General features: G+C 42.5%; 16 protein-coding genes. 12 read left to right on the top strand and 4 right to left on the bottom strand.

All coding sequences use genetic code 11. The features are described 5' to 3' along the window. From K7X24_RS02785 to K7X24_RS02740, 10 genes are all read left to right on the top strand, one after another. Positions 1-320: VENN motif pre-toxin domain-containing protein (locus K7X24_RS02785; RefSeq protein ID WP_224552807.1), on the top strand; the 320-nt coding region annotated here is incomplete at its 5' end. A gap of 8 nt (positions 321-328) precedes the next feature. Then, positions 329-715: a hypothetical protein gene (locus K7X24_RS02780; protein WP_224552806.1), complete on the top strand. Its 387-nt coding sequence runs from the start codon at positions 329-331 to the stop codon at positions 713-715. Continuing rightward, positions 699-962, top strand: coding sequence for a hypothetical protein (locus K7X24_RS02775; protein WP_224552804.1), 264 nt, complete (start codon positions 699-701; stop codon positions 960-962). The genes K7X24_RS02780 and K7X24_RS02775 overlap by 17 nt, the downstream gene beginning before the upstream one ends. Positions 963-1,303: 341 nt before the next feature. Further along, complete coding sequence (locus K7X24_RS02770) at positions 1,304-1,852, top strand: hypothetical protein (protein ID WP_224552802.1); 549 nt, start codon at positions 1,304-1,306, stop codon at positions 1,850-1,852. Positions 1,853-1,979: 127 nt separating this feature from the next. Then, positions 1,980-2,717, top strand: coding sequence for a carbon-nitrogen hydrolase family protein (locus tag K7X24_RS02765; protein ID WP_224552800.1), 738 nt, complete (start codon positions 1,980-1,982; stop codon positions 2,715-2,717). 689 nt (positions 2,718-3,406) lie between these two features. Further along, entirely contained in the window at positions 3,407-4,528 is a 1,122-nt protein-coding gene (locus K7X24_RS02760) for an ABC transporter substrate-binding protein (RefSeq protein ID WP_224552799.1), read from the top strand. A gap of 730 nt (positions 4,529-5,258) precedes the next feature. Then, positions 5,259-6,317 (top strand): hypothetical protein, encoded by a 1,059-nt coding sequence (locus K7X24_RS02755; protein WP_224552797.1) that lies wholly within the window; start codon positions 5,259-5,261, stop codon positions 6,315-6,317. A gap of 21 nt (positions 6,318-6,338) precedes the next feature. After that, entirely contained in the window at positions 6,339-7,451 is a 1,113-nt protein-coding gene (locus tag K7X24_RS02750) for an HBL/NHE enterotoxin family protein (RefSeq protein ID WP_224552795.1), read from the top strand. 72 nt (positions 7,452-7,523) lie between these two features. Beyond that, positions 7,524-8,213 carry a hypothetical protein gene (locus K7X24_RS02745; protein WP_224552793.1) on the top strand — a complete coding sequence of 230 codons (690 nt, stop codon included), beginning with the start codon at positions 7,524-7,526 and terminating at the stop codon, positions 8,211-8,213. Positions 8,214-8,411: 198 nt separating this feature from the next. After that, the gene (locus tag K7X24_RS02740) at positions 8,412-9,974 is read left to right on the top strand and encodes a phosphatidylinositol-specific phospholipase C (RefSeq protein ID WP_224552791.1); all 1,563 of its coding nucleotides are present in this window, start codon (positions 8,412-8,414) and stop codon (positions 9,972-9,974) included. Positions 9,975-10,147: 173 nt separating this feature from the next. Here the strand turns inward: K7X24_RS02740 and K7X24_RS02735 are convergent, their stop codons facing one another. The 3 genes from K7X24_RS02735 to K7X24_RS02725 form a co-directional block, all read right to left on the bottom strand. Further along, entirely contained in the window at positions 10,148-11,854 is a 1,707-nt protein-coding gene (locus K7X24_RS02735) for a pectate lyase (RefSeq protein ID WP_224552789.1), read from the bottom strand. Positions 11,855-11,965: 111 nt separating this feature from the next. After that, positions 11,966-12,718, bottom strand: a complete 753-nt coding sequence (locus tag K7X24_RS02730) for an oligogalacturonate-specific porin KdgM family protein (protein ID WP_224552787.1) — start codon at positions 12,716-12,718, stop codon at positions 11,966-11,968. A 132-nt stretch (positions 12,719-12,850) separates the two neighbouring features. Then, on the bottom strand, positions 12,851-13,669 hold the full coding sequence (locus K7X24_RS02725; protein ID WP_224552785.1) for an oligogalacturonate-specific porin KdgM family protein: 819 nt from the start codon (positions 13,667-13,669) through the stop codon (positions 12,851-12,853). Positions 13,670-14,430: 761 nt separating this feature from the next. On the opposite strand from K7X24_RS02725, the gene K7X24_RS02720 reads away from it, so the two are divergent. Further along, positions 14,431-14,727, top strand: a complete 297-nt coding sequence (locus K7X24_RS02720) for a hypothetical protein (RefSeq protein ID WP_224552783.1) — start codon at positions 14,431-14,433, stop codon at positions 14,725-14,727. A gap of 39 nt (positions 14,728-14,766) precedes the next feature. On the opposite strand, the gene K7X24_RS02715 is transcribed toward K7X24_RS02720, so the two are convergent. Then, positions 14,767-14,943 (bottom strand): hypothetical protein, encoded by a 177-nt coding sequence (locus K7X24_RS02715; RefSeq protein ID WP_010285665.1) that lies wholly within the window; start codon positions 14,941-14,943, stop codon positions 14,767-14,769. Between the two features lie 145 nt (positions 14,944-15,088). On the opposite strand from K7X24_RS02715, the gene K7X24_RS02710 reads away from it, so the two are divergent. Then, entirely contained in the window at positions 15,089-16,096 is a 1,008-nt protein-coding gene (locus K7X24_RS02710) for a Gfo/Idh/MocA family protein (protein WP_224552781.1), read from the top strand. The last annotated feature ends 10 nt before the right edge of the window (positions 16,097-16,106 follow it).

Genomic DNA, 16,106 nt, shown 5'->3' with positions numbered 1-16,106 from the left:
TAGGCAACAGCACGGCGTCTGCTGCCAGCGGCGCGCAATCTGGGCGCAATGCGGTTGAGAATAACTTCTTCGGTCCAAATGGGATGCCAAAAGGGATGACTGATGTTGGCATGTCGATGACATCGTTGTATACCAATACCAACCTGCTGGATGAAAACGGTAACGTGTTGAATCCGATAACGGAAGAAGAGCGTCAGTACGCGATGCACAGGTTAGTGACCGGCGTCATGCCTGAAGGGCAGGATATCTCCAAAGCGATAGTGGATGGATATACGAATGGTGTGCTGATAGCGGGTACTTGGGACCCGCAGCGACTTTAGGAAAAGTGGTGGTCGGTTCGGCTCTGAGTGGTGGATCGAATGCCACGTATCAATGGTATGACCTAAGTCAGCCAGGTAATGAAAACAAAACCTATGATTACTGGGGTACCACGGCGGCATTAGTTACCGGTGGGCTGGCTCCAGGGCGTGGAGTATGGGCTAACTTAGGAATCGCCGCAGGGGGAACTATATTTACTGATGGACCGGATAAGGGGGCTCTAACTGGGACAAGTGCTGGCTGGGTGTTTGGTACAACAGTTGGTTTAATTGCACCACCCCTATTTGATCCTGTATTGGGTTCTGGTTCAGCACCTGTTGGTGATATTATCGGTGCGATAGGCGGGGAATTTATAAGCAATACAGTCAAGGATGAAATTAATGAAAAGAACAAATAAACTTACTGTAGGTTTGCTGTTTCTAAGCATTGCATACATGGTTTTCTGTTGTTTAATCTTTTTTTCTCTGGCTTTGGTAACTGTAAAGTTCATCGTTAGTCATAAAGTGAGTATCGAACATGCGGATATTAAACATGTTTTAGTTGCCAGTGTTATTGCAGGAACAGCGTCGGCTCTTAGATCATGGATTTTTGCAAAAATAGATGAACGCAAAGCCCGAAAAACGCCTTCTTCTGATCAAGAATAAAAATCCCGGCCTCTCAAACAGGCCGGGATTTTTGTTATCTGTCATTCAGTCACAATACGTATCAACAGTTGACCGTGCTCAACGGTGACAATCACTGGCGAATACGCGATGCATCAGGTAAGTGATTCGGGTGAGTGAAAAACCCGCCTGAGGTAGGTTTGAACGCTGCTGGCAGCGGCCCCAACGGGGCGAGGTACACGTAAGTATGCCGAGTAGCGCAGCCAACGCACAGGCAACTTGAAGTATGACAGGTATATGCATCATGAAGCGTGTGAAATAATAAAGTCGAATGACCTGTCTCATAGGCGAAAATAGCCAGAAAACACCAAGGAATAAAACCCATGATCCCCGTCGGATATTTAGCTAAAAGAGTCGCACTAAAACCTGACTGGCTTAACGCCGAGCAGGTAAAAGATATTTACTCGGTGAGTTGCTGTGTCTCTGATGCTTTTTGTGAATATATTCAGTTTTGGCGTCATAACGGCTACTGGCTGTTTGATTCGCCAGAGATGATTTATTCTCTGGCGAAAGAAGAAGGAATTGATCTGGCCGATACCACGATGTTTTATTACGAGGCATACGAGTATCAGTATGATGAAGATACAGCAGAATGGAACCTGTTCGAGCCGGAAGCCTCTTTTGACACCGACGTGAAGATACCACAGCAAAAAGTGTTGCAGGGTTTTGATATTGTCTCTTTTCATTTGGAGCAATCGCCAGAGTGTTCCTACTTATCCTGCAACCATATGGCGCAGGAGCTGGAGGTCAATGAACATTGTCTGCTGGCGTCTTTTGATGAGGAGAAAAAACATCGGGAAAGTGGTGTTTTTCACGGCTGTGAGCTGGGGCCTTGCAGGATATTTGCGGTGTACTTGGTGCCGAATATATAACGCTTTTTCACACAAACCTGGATAGATAAATGATGTGCCATAAATAAATATTTCATATTGTCCATTTTTTATTCTGTGTGATATAAGCCATGCATGATTTTATTCAGATAAGCACAGGGTATTTACAATGAGAATCTGTATTGCACAAATAGCGTCCGTGGCTGGTCATGTCGATGAGAATGTGAAAAAACATCAGGACATGGTAATTACCGCTATACAGAATGCTGTCGATATTATTATTTTTCCTGAACTCTCACTAAGCGGTTATGAGCCCTCATTAGCAGAAACATTAGCATTGCCGTCTGACGAAATTAATTTTGATACCTTTCAGTCAATAAGTGATGAGCATGGGGTTTTTATTGCGATAGGTTATCCTGTCAAATTCAACGATGGGATAAAAATAACGATGGCTATTTTTCAACCGGGAAAAGAGACGTTATTTTATTCAAAGCAGCGGCTTCATCCTGACGAAATTCCTTTTTTTAAACAAGGCAAGCAACAAACTACCGTTAGCGTTGAAGGGAAACTCGTTGTACCAGCAATATGCTATGAGTCTTTGCAGCCTGCCCATGCACTTGAGGCCGCGAAGTTGGGGGCCGATCTTTATGCAGCGAGTGTGGCAAAGTCCGCTAATGGCGTGATGCGGGCTTATGCACATTATCCTGCGATTGCCAGAAAGCATGGGATGTTTGTCCTGATGGCAAACGCTGTTGGCAAAGCCGATAATTTTATCTGTGCAGGGCAGTCGGCGGTTTGGGATTGTGAAGGGAAACTTCTCATCCACGCTAGTGCGACACAAGAAGCCTTGCTTATTCTGGATACCGAGACAGGCAAGGTCATGATGATTGAAAAGGATCTTTTATAGCCACTATGCAAATATTATTGTATTCGGTGACCGCATAAGCGTTCATTTTTAATCGAATGATAATTATTTATAAATTTTTATTTACAAAGGCTGGGGGAAATGACGGTAGTCCCGATTGTTAAATTTCCTCATAATCATCAAGCGATATTATTCAAAATGAAATTATTTTTAATGCTAAATGATTTAAACTTCTCGCCGCTATAAATTTCCCCGCCTGGGCTAAATTTGTTCTAATCAGAACTATTCTCCTTGTCTGGCTATTCAATATTTTTAACTATATTGTTCGCTTTTTCTTCGTATGTATTTTTATTTAATCCTGTAAACTTACCTCTCAATTCCCTAGCAGGAACAGGGAGATTAACCTTGGACGGGAGAGATAACGATGAAGGATCATGCGCTTTTTATCATTGATAATTGGCAAACCAAAGTCACCCACTTGATGGTGACGTTACTCGCCAAACTCTGTCTCGACGCTTTCTCGTTTTCTCCTATTTCGCTAGACAGATCTCTGCATTTATTACGGCAGCACGGCTGTCATTCTCCTCCAATTGTATTTTTGACGATCCTATCGTCGAGCTAATCCTGCGCGTCGTTTACCCACGATTCGCTGGTTACACCGTTGCCGTTTCAGCGGCTGCTCGTTGTCGTTTGCCGGCACGGTTTTTATTCATTAAGTGAAGGAAATCACAATGCAATACACTGGGAAGTACCTGAAGAAAACAGTGCTGATGCTGGCCATGATGGCCGGGTTCAGCGTCGGGCAAAGTCAGGCGGGCGTTGAAATTGAGACGCGCTCGCTGGATCAAATCTATCAGAGTGCGTTGAGAGAAGGCGGTACGGTTACCGTTTATGCCGGCGGCGATGTGCAGTCACAGCAGGCTGGTTTCAAACGGGCGTTTGAGACACGTTTTCCCGGCATGAAACTGAATGTGATTGTCGATTACAGCAAATACCATGATGCCCGTATTGATAACCAACTGGCGACCAGCACCCTGATTCCTGATGTGGTGCAACTGCAAACGGTGCAGAATTTCCCACGCTGGAAAAAAGAAGGCGTGCTACTGAACTACAAAGCGCGTGGCTGGGACAAAATTTACCCAGAATTTCGTGATGCGGATGGTGCCTGGACCGGTGCCTATGTCATCGCATTCAGTAATTTGGTCAATACCCAGCTTCTGGATGAAAAATCTTGGCCGCGTGAAGTTAATGACTACCTTCGTCCCAATCTGAGAGGTAATTTGATTCTGGCTTATCCGAACGACGACGATGCGGTACTGTTCTGGTACAAGCTGGTTGTGGATAAATACGGCTGGGATTTTGTGAAAAAATTGCAGGAGCAGGATCCCGTCTATGTGCGCGGCACCAACGTGCCCGGCGCTGAAATCGCGACAGGAAAATATAGCGCAACCTTTACCAGTTCTGGGGCGCTCGTTCCGGCAGCAGATGCGGTGACCCGCTTTGTTCTGCCGAAGTCCGATCCTTTTGTATCTTGGGCTCAACGTGCCGCCATCTTCAAACAGGCTAAACACCCAGAAAGCGCCAAGCTGTACCTGAGCTGGGTATTGGATCCACAAACGCAGACTCAGGTCTCTCGTATGTGGTCGGTGCGTACCGATGTTGAGCCGCCAGTAGGTTACAAGCCTATCTGGGAATACCGTAACACTCGTCCGCAGGCATTTGCTGATTTCATGTATGACCGCGGTGCGGTAGAACGTTTTCGCGCGCAGTTGGGTCTGTATGTGGGTGAAGCGAAAGGCGAACCCACGCCGGGCTGGCTTGGCGTGAACCCAGAGGTGCCTCTGGTTAACTAACGTTTGAAATTAGTGAGTCAATTTATGCTGGTCACGATCGTCGTGGCCGGCATGACATCCTGGTAAGTTCCACATGATTAAGCGCCACTCGATTAAGTACCACACGGTTAAGAATCACATCCGAGGATGGCGGTCTTGTTCTGTGAATGCCTACCCCCCTCGAAAAAGCAAAGTGCTTATAAGTAGAATTCTTTCGTAATCTGAATACAGGAGATTCTTTATGAAAAGATCCTGCTTTACTGGAGCCAGACCATCACCATTCTCAAGCAGATTGAAGCCAACACCTATTTGATTTTTCGAGAAACTACAGTCAAGGATGAAGTTATTAACTGCTACAGACCATTTAACTTATTTGATTATCTGCAGAGTATTCAAAGCTATTTACGGTTAATAAATCACTTCACTTAGCAGCCTTATTATAAATGTACCTAAAATTTAGCAAATGTCTTATTGCTCTATTGATTAATTCACCATGTTTGGTAATATCCAGAAGTATTCTCATTTAATCGAAACTAATGTCTCTAGGGATGTTGGTTTTTATTTTGCCGTAAAATAAAAGTGGCTGATACGGGGCTGGGTTTGATTCATGGTTAGCTCATGGCTAAAGGAGATAAATCGAACTTTCAAATATCCAGCATCAAGAGAATTAAATCAAAATAAATAGATAGCAGTGAAATTATTAATACATTTATCCTTCTGGTAATGTTTAATCATGTTTATGGTGAATGAAATGAGTGAAGATAATAATCTTATTGACTTAGATTTTGATTCGGTTAAAAATGCGATTTTTTCGTTAATGAGTAAGACAATAAAGAATACCAAGCAATCTTTGTTGATTGAAGAGCAAGAGAATGTGGATCTCTACGTAACTGATCTGAATTTAAAAAATTCTCTGATATTTACGCAGAGTTCATTTAAAAATTATGCTCATGATTTTAATAATATTTCTTATTCTAAAATTTCAAGTTTTCTTCAGTTAATTAGAATTAACAGTAACTATATATCAATTAGTTTTCAGTATATCGCTGATGACGCTAAATTAGCATCATCTATTATAAAGAAAATCAATGATATCTACGAGTGCTCTGTCACCGTTACAGCTGAATTTGATAATGATTATAGTGATATTACGAATTTTTTTTCTAATAACATTCAAAATAGAATATCTGAATTACAAGGTTCTGACGGAATAGAAAAAACAAGGACGGAGATTAAAACGTGTCAGGAAAAAATGTCAGAAGATCTTGACAAAATACTAGAAATAAATAAAGACATTGGAAAAAACATTAGTAAGATAGTCGTTAAGTATTTGAAAGATGCCGTTATGCCACTTCAGGCAAATAAAAAAATGAAAGATAATAGCGTGGAAAAACGTAATCTTTCCAGAGGGGAGAACGGGCTAAAAAAAGATCCGACAGACGATATAAAAATAATTTCAGATATTGGATCTGATGAGGTCGAGGTTAAAAAGATATTTGATGATATAAATGAAAATATTGTTGAATTAGACAGATTATACCAAACCCTTGCAAAAGAAAATGCAGCCATAGCTATGGCAACAACGATTGAGTTACAGTCAAATGATTTTAATAATTATTATAAAGAGATTCATCCAAAGGCTGAGGATACAGAAAAGGCTTGGTTGGACGTGTACTCTAAATATAGTGAGCTAAAAGATAGTTTATTAAATATGAGTGAAAGTGATTTGAATACACTATCTAAATTATGGGCTGATTTAAGTGTTTATGCAAAATATGTCAGTGATCAAATGTACATAAGTAATAACTAAATTAAACAAAAGGATAAATATATGAAAACTCAACACGTTTTACAATACGTTGATATGCGTCAAAGAGCAGATCAGCAGATTAACGATAGCAATAATCAAGTCAGTAGTGCTCTAATTGTAAACGGTTATTGTTTAGCCTTAACCGAGCAGCCTAAATTTGATTTTAGTGCTGATCCTCATTTAAAAAGTTTACAGAAAGGTCTAAATGATAGTTTAGCTGATGCCATCAATCATGCGAATGATTATATAAATAACGTCCAAAATCAATGTTTAGTCACTTTGAACAATCTTTTAGATGTTTTTAACCGCACGGATGAGACGATTAAACTCTATCCCAACTCTATTGCTAGAGAGGATGTTATAGAATCTATAAATAGCATCCATAAAAAATGCGGAGTATATCAGAATCAGTCTGAAGACTATAAAAAGCAATGTGATGATTTCAGAGAAAATATTACCAAATCGTCTGGTGATTTTTCTGGTGCTAACGATAAGGTACAAGCGGCTGTTACGGGAGACAAAGGTGAAATAACCGATTTGAATAATCAGGTCGCCGATCTTGATAAAAGAATTAATGAATTAACTGCTGGATCAGTTCTGAGTGCCGTCGGCATCCTTGGTGGTGCAGTCTTGATTTGTGTTGGTGCAGCGACAGAGGTATTTACGGGAGGGGCGGCAACCGCAGCTATTGTGGTAGGTGTGGGAGTGGTGGGGACTAGCATTGCAGGGGAGGCAGCATCAACTATTTCGCTGGTTGACTGCTATAAACAAAAAAATACACTTCTAGCTGAAATCTATAGCTTGAAGCAAGAAAGCTCCCAAGCCACAGCGGTAAATGGTCAACTACTAAGCTTAGTTCAGCACGCAAATGATGCGGCCACAGCGCTGGTTGACATCTCAAAGCAATGGACTGATTTGGCATCAAATCTTGAAATTCTAAACAAAAATCTTAACGATGCTGATAGTGATGAGAGTTTCACAGAACATCTTATTGCTTATAAATCGGCGAATCAACCGATAGAAGAATCTGCTAAGCTTCTTAAAAGCCAGTATATGCAAGTTCAACCGACAACAGATAAAACAACCTCTGTTTCTGACCAGTTAGAACAAGCAACGAAAGCATCTGCCGCATAATAATACTTTAATAAGTAAGCACCGTGTATGTTGGTGCTTACTTAATACTATCCATTTATTAATGGGGGAGTTATGCCAGGAAATACAATAAATAGCCTAAAAGAGTATTGTGAGCAATGGAAAGAATACTCGTTGAAGATAATGTTTTCTGATATTGGTACATATATGGTGATTTTAGATTATAATATCAATCAATTTCCTTTGCTTAATGCATTGCCTAACAAATTAATCTACTTCATAAACAATTCAAATAATTTAATTTCGGAGTACAAAAAAAACAGATCAAAGGATGTTTATAATAATTTGTTATCTTATGTTCTGACGTTTTGTCAAGAACAAATCCCCATTATAAATTTATGTGATAGTAAGCTTAAAGATATTAGAGTGGAGCTCACCCATGGGGTTTCAGATATAAAATCAGAACTTAATAAACTTAATTATGAATATGACTTGCTTACGAAAAAATATGAAGGGTGTGCCAAATCGGTACCTTCTTCATCACCATTTATTATGGATCCTAGTGTATATATTATGGCTTGTATGGGGCCGGATTCTTATGAGGAATGGCTTTGTGATGGTTATTTGATAAATCGATTGAATTTTACGGAAAAGACTTTGGATGGAACCGTGGTTAATATCATTGATATTAACCAAATACTTACCCCGCTCAATGCAAAAATAGAAAACATGAAAGATGATATAAATAATGATGACGCCGATCTTGTAGAGATAATATCTTTTATTGATCAACTGGATAGCTGATTTTCTATCTGCTTTGACAAGCATGGTAAGGAACATAGCAGAAGTTGGGTGGTTTTTAGTTCTCTTAGGGTTTAGTCTTACCGTTTAAATTTTTTAAATAGTGATGCACACAAAACCTTACCAATTAGTTTCTTCTCCAATAAATAGATGTAATTTCAGACGTTTAATGAGTTCAAGAATAATATAAAAAGGTAAAAAATGAATAATAATGAAAAACAAAATATTCAATGTAGTGACATAGGAACCTATCCAAGAGGTTCATATCAAAACCCCAAAATGTGGAATGAGGCAGGTTTTTTTGGCGATATCTATTATTATCCGGAATATAGGTACTATTTTCAGTTTTTGAGTTCAGGGAATCCATCAGTTGGTTATCGCTATTTCCCGACAAAACCTGAAAACAATGCAAATTGGAAATTTTTAGGAGGATTTAATCTGGGTCTAACAGATTGGATGTCTAGTATTCCAGATAATACATCATTAAATAAGATGTCGATACCAGGAACTCACGACAGTTGTACATACACATATACTAACGCTGTAAAAAAAGGATGGGTGAGAACCCAGAATTGGAGCATAGAAGACCAACTTAATAATGGTATTCGATTTTTAGATCTTCGTTGTAGCATCAAGAACAGTAGCGATTGTATAATTTGGATGTATCATGGAGAATATGATTTAAACATAAAATTGACTGATGTACTATCAATTTGTAAGGTTTTTTTAGAGAAACATCCATTGGAAACAATACTGTTATCTATACAGAAAGAATATAACAGCTATCGTGGAATTACCGACTCTGAATTCAGAGATTGCTTTAATTCTAATATTAGAGGGTATGAGCAATATATATGGCAACAGAGTAGAACACCCAAATTAGTCGATGTTAGAAAGAAAATGGTAATCGTTTCTCGAGTTAATGGATTAGATGGACTTCAATGGGACCAGATGAAGATAGAGGATTACAGTGATGGTGAGATCTTCACTAACTATCCAAATGAAAAAATCAAAAAAATCGAATCACACTTGGTTTTAGCAACATCAAGCAATAAAAAAGTAGATGATGTTACATTCGTTACTTTCTTGAGTATAAATCCAACCAGTGACATTTTTGAAACAAATTTCAAGTTATCTAACTATATAAATGAATCAATATATACGTATTTAATGGATGGTGTTGGTATAAACTCGGAACTTACTATTAATGACACTCCTTACTTGGGAATAATTCCGATGGATTTTCCTGATAACTGTAAATATATTGTTCATGCGATAGTTAAATTTAACGATCATACAATCATTAACAATGCAAACTTGATTGATATATATAACACGGAATATAATAATTATATTTACGCCTCATCATTACTTGATGATTTTGTAAAAAATAATGCTAATAATATGAGAAAGGTTGTTGGTTGGGAAACAGTAGGACAGCAAGTCTCACAGGGAAGGTGGAAAGTCATACAGGCAGATGAAGGTGTTTATTTATTCAATACATTCTATAAAGAGTTTATGTACGCAAGTTATTATGTTACAGATAATAGAAGATCTGTATGCAGTTGGATACCTGGAGTTCAGAATGAAATTGATGATGCATGCATGTGGTATATATCTAGGGTGGGTGATATGTTTATTATAAAAAATAGACAGTATGCTGAATATTTTTATGCGACATCATTAAATGATGGTGGTAATCGTCGTAAAACAGCTTGTTGGCACCCAGGAAATTTAGTCAAACAAGCCTATTTTAAGCTGTGATAAATATATACCCTAAATAATTTTAATTGTAGGCAACCAAAAATAGTAATAGAGAGCTGAAAATTCGACGGGGCTACCTGGTATCGATAACTTTCAAGGTAGTTACCGTGTCCAATTTTATGAGTAAGTTGCCAATGGCAGCGAACCGCCATTGGCTTGTTGGAACGTAACGTTTATTTCTTGTTGTTGGGTTTCAAGGTTTCGCCAACGTTCAACAGGAAGATCTCGTTATCGCGAGTGGACACACGTGTTGAGCCATCTTCCATACGGTAGCCACCCTCGGTGAAGCCGGCACCATTCAGGAACGGTGCAACGGACTGTGGCTGATTGCGCACCGCAGCTTCCAACGCTAACAGGGCATAAGGCTCGATGGTATCGACATCGGCATATTGTCTGTTGGGCTCGGCCATAAAGAAGCCGTTTTGATAACGCGTGCTGATAATGTTATCGCCCACTTTTTCCGCCAGCGACAGATAGTCTTTCACTTTGCTAGCCTGATACAGATCCAGCAGCGCGAACAGGGCGTAAGGATCGTTGTTCTTGGTGGCGAGATCCACTTTAACGTCTTTACCCGGTGCTGAACCTAACTCACCCAACCCCTGTGCGCGAGCGATGCCGCGTGCGACACGCCACAGCTCGGCGTCCGGTAACACGGTATAGGCGCGAGCATAGGAAAGCAGGAATGAATTATCTGCAGGATAAGGCTTGATCACGGTGCCTTTTTTGCCGTAGTAACCGTCACGTGGCAGAACGTAGTTGGAGAGATCTTTGCCGTTAGCCAGCATCGGACGGAATGTGTTATCCGACTCGTTATAGGCATATTTGGCAAAGGCTTTCAGGCCATCGGTTGTCCACGTCAGAAGTTCTTTGCCTTCCGCACCTAAATCTTTACCCAACTGGAGCTGCATGAGCGCATTTTCGGAATAGATTGTGCTGGTGCGTCCTTTCAGCATCATATTGCCTTCCAGCGCAGTGGGGCCGAACTCTGGGCCAAATTGACGCTGGGCGCGATCGCCGTATTTGGAATGCGTATCGGCATCGTCGGTAGTTTCATCGCGCTTCAGCGCCTGCGTAAACTGATACACGCCGAGTCCGGTCGCTTTATCCCGTGGCAACACATACTGCTGTGCCAGACGTTTTGCCCAGACCAGCGCGCCGTCTTCTTTATTGTATTTGTACAGCAGTGATGCGGAATAGATCAGATCGTTCCCCGCATTCAGGAAGCTGAGGCCTTTGGTGGCGAAGAAGGGCGGCTGTTGCTCAAACGGACTTTGCCAGAGCGCACCTATTTTTTGCCCGTATTTACCGTGGCGACTGGTTTCCATGATCTTCCAGTCATAAACGTGCGCATTCCAGAAACCGCGAATAAAGCGTGCGGTTGCGTCTTTATCGACGCTGAACATCAAATCGTAGTAGGGATAGGCATTTTTCAGCTCATGCACCATCTCTTTTTCGCTGGGGCCTTCCGGTTGCAACGTTTTTAGATCTACAAAACGGTGGCCTCCCCAAATCAGCAGGCCGCTCTCATCCTGATAATGTTGAAAATGGTATTTCACAATCGCTTCGGCACGTTGCTTATAGCTGGGGTTCCCGCTCAGGTTACTGAGCCCGACCAGCACGCGCATCAGGTTCTGCTGCGCGGAAAAGTTGGATAGCACGGCGTGGCGACCATCGGGGAAGATCCACTCCATTTGTTTGCCCGTGCGAGGATCGACACCATCAGCAAGTAATGGTGTAGGCGACTGACCGTGATAGTGGTCGCTGGCTTTGGTCAGCACGTTATCCACATACTGATTGACGATGGTGAGGCGGTCAGGCGTCGCGGCACTGGCCTGTAAAGCGACCAGACCCGCAAGGAGCGACAGCGCAAATCTTTTCATTTTATTTACCTGTGATGATTCATGCTTGTAATAAAAGGATCCCGCTTGATGAACAGGATCCCCGAGAAAGATGGCATAGCAGTAAGCTGCTGTTAGAAAGGTAAGCCGTTGTTAGAACGTATAGGTGAAGCCGACCTTTCCTTTCCCTTCACGCGATTTCACATCGCGCCCGCTGGCGACATCTTCAACGCCAACGTGGGCTGTCCAGTTGTCGTTGATGGTGTAAGACACATCGAAATCCTGTTGATAGTCATGTTTTTTGTTGTTTTGCAGCACGTAATCCGCGTGATAGTAGTAAGCGGTGTACGCCAGCGTGAAATTGTCGAAACCTTTGTAGGCAACGCCCGCTTCATAGCGGTGACGGTGAGTGTCATCATCCGTGCTGGTACGTTTACTGCGGGTGATTTTTCTGAGGTCGTAGCGATATTGCGCATGAAGATCCGTCTTATCAGTAACCGCCCAGGTCAGTTTCAAACCTGGCGTATAGCGGGCGCCGGAACTCTGGCTAGCGCCGATGTCACCTACCGTGCCTTCACCGCTGGTGCCGCCGGAATAGAAGCGTGCTTCCAGATTAGGCGTCAGGGTTAATTCAGGCGTTAAGCTGTAGGCATAGCCGGTATAAAAAGCATAAGAATTAGAGACGACATCATCGATGGTCAGATCTTTATTCTTATTATAAAAATTCAACTCAACGCCAACGTACAGGCCATTATCCATAAAATGCCGCATACCAATTTCATCACCGTGATAGCGATTCATGGTTCCCCAGCTATGTTCATAGCTGAGTTTGGTATCAGAGGCTGACGCGGAAATAGCATAAATTTGGGCAAAGAGAATACCGGCCACAAGGTAGCGTTTTTTCATTATGGGCACCATTAATATTGATCGTTAATTATGAAAACTGTGCGCTGATAGACAAAATTCATTCATGAATTCATTTTCTTCATCAACACGGCACGAAATACGGCGTATTTCTTTTATAAAATTCTGTGTTTCTTAGAAAACGTAGTTGAAACCAACTTTGATTTTCCCCTGACGGCTTGATGATGTGCTGGATTGGCTAATGTCATCATACTCAATGTAAGGAGTTAGCTGTTTGTTTAACTTATATTGAACTTTGAACTGATGTTCATAATCCTTTTTCCCATTATCGTAAACCGCGTATTCTCTTTCCGTGAATTCACCCTTGCTATATTTATACGATTTTGTGGTGTTATCACCGATGTAGTAGTTAAAGACGTAAGTCAGGTTAATATTATCCAAGCCGGAATACGTTACCCCTGCATCCAGACGATGACGACCAGTGTCGGATTTTGATAAATAAGATTCCCCTGCGTAACCATATTTGTCAGAGGTGGAAATAGTCGAATAGCGTGAGCTGCGAGAGGGCTTTTTATATTCATAGCGGTAGCGGCCATAAGTAGACCAGTCGCTGTTAATGCGGTAGTTATATTTCAGCCCCGGTTGATACATCATGGTGGCATTGCCGATGGAGAATTCAAAGCTAGGCGTTAAGGTGGCGGCCTTGCTTAGCTTGAAGTCCTTCCCGATCACCATGCCGCCAGAGCCGCCCTGCATGTCATCATAGGCAACGTCGTAGTTGGCATTCCCGCCTGCTGATGTGCTGAATTTGACTTCATACGACCAACCGTTGGTTTTCTTATGAATGAGCTTAATGGAGTCTGAGTGGCGGCGGTCTTCTGTCTTCCAATTATGTTCATATTGGAAAGTGGTTTTGCCGTCGGTTTCTGCCTGAGTGAGGAAAGGTGTGAATCCGGCACAAACGATGAGTAGGTTACGTGTGTATACTTTCATTCTATCTTTCTCTTTTTTGATGAATAAATAATATTATTGACGAGCGCAGTCTCTATCTTTAAAACCAGACAGTTGATGTCATTTTTTGGGCGTAAAAATAGAATCACCAGGAATGATGATGACGCCATTTATAATGTCAGGCAGGGCTTTCTCCCTGGTAAATCAGCTTGCTATCAATGCATCGATGACTCCTTATATACGACGTGGCTGATGAGTATTTCAATCAGCGAAATGACTTATGCTGATGAGTGAGTGTTGATAATTCCCGCCGTTTACTGGTTAATCTAATTATCAGTAAACTTGATAATTAGATTGTGTAGCATTATGGTGAAAAGGAAACGATGTTTCATTTGTGCCGATCACACATTTGGTTACTCTTTGAGATTTTTTGTAATCATTTCGTCTGATTATTGTAAGAGTCAGGAATAGGTGTCGCGGAGATCAGGGTTGTCAGGCCGTAGGAGATATATCTTGAACATTATTGATGATAATGATATGTAATTGAACAACCGTTAACCTGTTATCTGACTTATTCCCGCCATCATTCCGAGAATATTCTGTGGAAAGCGATTTCCATAAAAATGAATAAGCTGCCAATAACCATCAAACGCCCCTAAATATCGTCAGGAACTTATCGTATTTTTACGCCACTCATCTCCATACCCGTCATACCGCGATCGGCAAATTTGCAGGCCTTTCTGTGTTCGGATAACGCGGGAGATCCGTTTGTTAAGCCTGACAACAGCAGAATGGGGACGTGAATGATCAATCGTATTGAGGGCGGAAGCCGTTGGGGCAGTGCCGCGTCTTCGACTGCACAGCATAATACCGAGGCGAGTCGGCCGGGTGGACAGCAGTACGTATCGCCAGCGATGCGGTCAGGCTCGCGTTCAATCGATTTTGGCGATGCGTCGCCGAATGTGCCGCAGGTTTCCACTGAACGGACTACGACGTGTTTTGCCTGCGGTGCCGAACGTTGCAGGCCGTTCACTCATTGCGGAACCCAAACCGCCCGTCGATCTTCAGGCGATCAGTTCAATATTCCCAAACCGCGCTAATGCGCCAGCTTAAATTTTAAAGCCTTAAATTTAAAAACGTTAAATTTCAAAACCAGGTGCAACTTCTTTCACAGGTTTTTTACACTCTTCGGGCTTTGGTTGATTCGCTGGGAGGTTTTTACAGTCCGGCGCAAAGGGATTCAACGCATCGCGATTCAGATAGAGCACAAACAGGATTAAAATGATGAGGGGGATCAGGATACGTTTTCTTTTCATGGTTATCTTTAGTTACGTTGCGGAAAATGTGGATATGTTAAAAAAACAGGAAAAATTCTAACGCGTTACGCGGCTTTTGTCTTTAGTCCGCTCGGTTTCCGCCTTATTGTAATCGTTCGGCATGACGATATCGGCGGAAGTGAAGATGAAAAAGATGCGATTTGCAGCGATTGGATTAGCGCACAACCACATTTATGACATGTGTCGGCAGTTGGTTGATGCGGGCGCGGAACTGGTCGGCGTGTTCGAGTCCGATCTTAATCATCGGGAAAAATTCATCTCGCTTTTCCCCGCCGTTCCTTTTTCTGACTCTGCGGAACAGCTGATTGCCGACGCGTCTATCGATCTTATTGCCTGTGCGGTCATTCCCTGTGACCGAGCCGAACTGGCGCTGCGCACGCTGGATGCTGGCAAAGATTTCTTCACCGCCAAACCGCCGCTGACCACGTTGGAGCAGTTGGATGCCGTCCAACGTCGTGTAGCGGAAACCGGCCGCAAGTTTGCCGTGTACTTTAATGAACGAATCAATGTGGATAGCGCGCTGTTTGCTGGTGAACTGGTGCAGCGGGGTGAAATCGGGCGAGTGATTCAGACAATCGGCGTTGGCCCACACCGTGAACGCGGCGCGCGGCCTGACTGGTTTTATCAAAAGCGTCAGTACGGTGGGATTCTCTGCGATATCGGTATCCACCAGATTGAACAGTTTCTCTATTTTACTGGCAATACCAATGCGCGAGTGGTGACCAGCCAAACGGCGAATTATCACCACCCACACCAGCCAGAATTTGAGGATTTTGGCGATGCTATGCTGTTGGGCGACAATGGGGCAACCGGCTATTTCCGCTGTGACTGGTTTACACCGGATGGGCTGAGCGTCTGGGGCGACGGTCGTCTGACGATACTAGGGACGGAGGGCTATATCGAAATCAGGAAATATGTCGATCTAACGCGCGGAGAAAGCAACGTCGTTTATCTGGTGAATGGCAAGGGCGAACAGCGCTTCACCCCCGCAGGCAGCGTCGAACGCCCCTTTTTCCCAGATTTTCTTCGTGACTGCCGTGAGCGTACCGAAACCGCGATGTCGCAAGTGCATATCTTCAAGGCGACAGAACTGTCAATTTTGGCGCAGCAGGACGCGAAAAAGATCGCCTGAGAGTAGTATT

It is taken from the genome of Pectobacterium versatile, from assembly GCF_020166435.1.
Taxonomy (GTDB): Bacteria; Pseudomonadota; Gammaproteobacteria; order Enterobacterales; family Enterobacteriaceae; genus Pectobacterium; species Pectobacterium versatile.
The sequence above is the reverse complement of the archived record's forward strand: the minus strand, read 5'-3'. Positions and strand labels throughout refer to the sequence as shown.

Coding starts and splice junctions, on each gene's coding strand:
- K7X24_RS02775 (WP_224552804.1), top strand. CDS start 699: ATGAAAAGAACAAATAAACTTACTGTAGGTTTGCTGTTTCTAAGCATT.
- K7X24_RS02770 (WP_224552802.1), top strand. CDS start 1,304: ATGATCCCCGTCGGATATTTAGCTAAAAGAGTCGCACTAAAACCTGAC.
- K7X24_RS02765 (WP_224552800.1), top strand. CDS start 1,980: ATGAGAATCTGTATTGCACAAATAGCGTCCGTGGCTGGTCATGTCGAT.
- K7X24_RS02760 (WP_224552799.1), top strand. CDS start 3,407: ATGCAATACACTGGGAAGTACCTGAAGAAAACAGTGCTGATGCTGGCC.
- K7X24_RS02755 (WP_224552797.1), top strand. CDS start 5,259: ATGAGTGAAGATAATAATCTTATTGACTTAGATTTTGATTCGGTTAAA.
- K7X24_RS02750 (WP_224552795.1), top strand. CDS start 6,339: ATGAAAACTCAACACGTTTTACAATACGTTGATATGCGTCAAAGAGCA.
- K7X24_RS02745 (WP_224552793.1), top strand. CDS start 7,524: ATGCCAGGAAATACAATAAATAGCCTAAAAGAGTATTGTGAGCAATGG.
- K7X24_RS02740 (WP_224552791.1), top strand. CDS start 8,412: ATGAATAATAATGAAAAACAAAATATTCAATGTAGTGACATAGGAACC.
- K7X24_RS02735 (WP_224552789.1), bottom strand. CDS start 11,854: ATGAAAAGATTTGCGCTGTCGCTCCTTGCGGGTCTGGTCGCTTTACAG.
- K7X24_RS02730 (WP_224552787.1), bottom strand. CDS start 12,718: ATGAAAAAACGCTACCTTGTGGCCGGTATTCTCTTTGCCCAAATTTAT.
- K7X24_RS02725 (WP_224552785.1), bottom strand. CDS start 13,669: ATGAAAGTATACACACGTAACCTACTCATCGTTTGTGCCGGATTCACA.
- K7X24_RS02720 (WP_224552783.1), top strand. CDS start 14,431: ATGATCAATCGTATTGAGGGCGGAAGCCGTTGGGGCAGTGCCGCGTCT.
- K7X24_RS02715 (WP_010285665.1), bottom strand. CDS start 14,943: ATGAAAAGAAAACGTATCCTGATCCCCCTCATCATTTTAATCCTGTTT.
- K7X24_RS02710 (WP_224552781.1), top strand. CDS start 15,089: ATGAAAAAGATGCGATTTGCAGCGATTGGATTAGCGCACAACCACATT.